Origin of the sequence: Halorubrum sp. GN11_10-6_MGM (assembly GCF_005435165.1) — an archaeon.
Lineage (GTDB): Archaea > Halobacteriota > Halobacteria > Halobacteriales > Haloferacaceae > Halorubrum.
Map to the genome: position 1 here is coordinate 1 of NZ_SGUC01000174.1, position 386 is coordinate 386.

Genomic DNA, 386 nt, shown 5'->3' on the forward strand with positions numbered 1-386 from the left:
CAAGGCATCGGCGAAGGCGCTGGCGCGGGAGGGCGTCGACGTCGTCATCAACGGCCGCGACGAGGAGCGACTGGCGGCCGCGAAAGAGGAGATCGAGGCGGTCGCGACCGGCGAGGTCGTCGCACAGCCGGCCGACCTGACGGACGCCGCCGAGGTCACAGCGCTCGTGGAGGCGACCGTCGACGAGTTCGGCACTGTCGACCACCTCGTGACGAGCGCCGGCGGCCCTCCTTCCGGCTCGTTCCTCGACACCGACGACGAGGACTGGCAGCACGCCTACGACCTGCTCGTGATGAGCGTCGTCCGGCTGGCGCGGGAGTCGTATCCCCACCTCAGGGAGGGCGACGACGGCACCATCGTGAACATCACCTCCCGCAGCGTGAAGG

The 386-nt window shown here is 70.2% G+C and carries 1 protein-coding gene; it reads left to right on the plus strand.

Annotation, left to right across the window (positions count from 1 at the left end):
• Window positions 1-386 (plus strand): SDR family NAD(P)-dependent oxidoreductase (locus EXE46_RS16610; protein ID WP_137689398.1); only part of this gene is annotated, 386 nt, incomplete at both ends.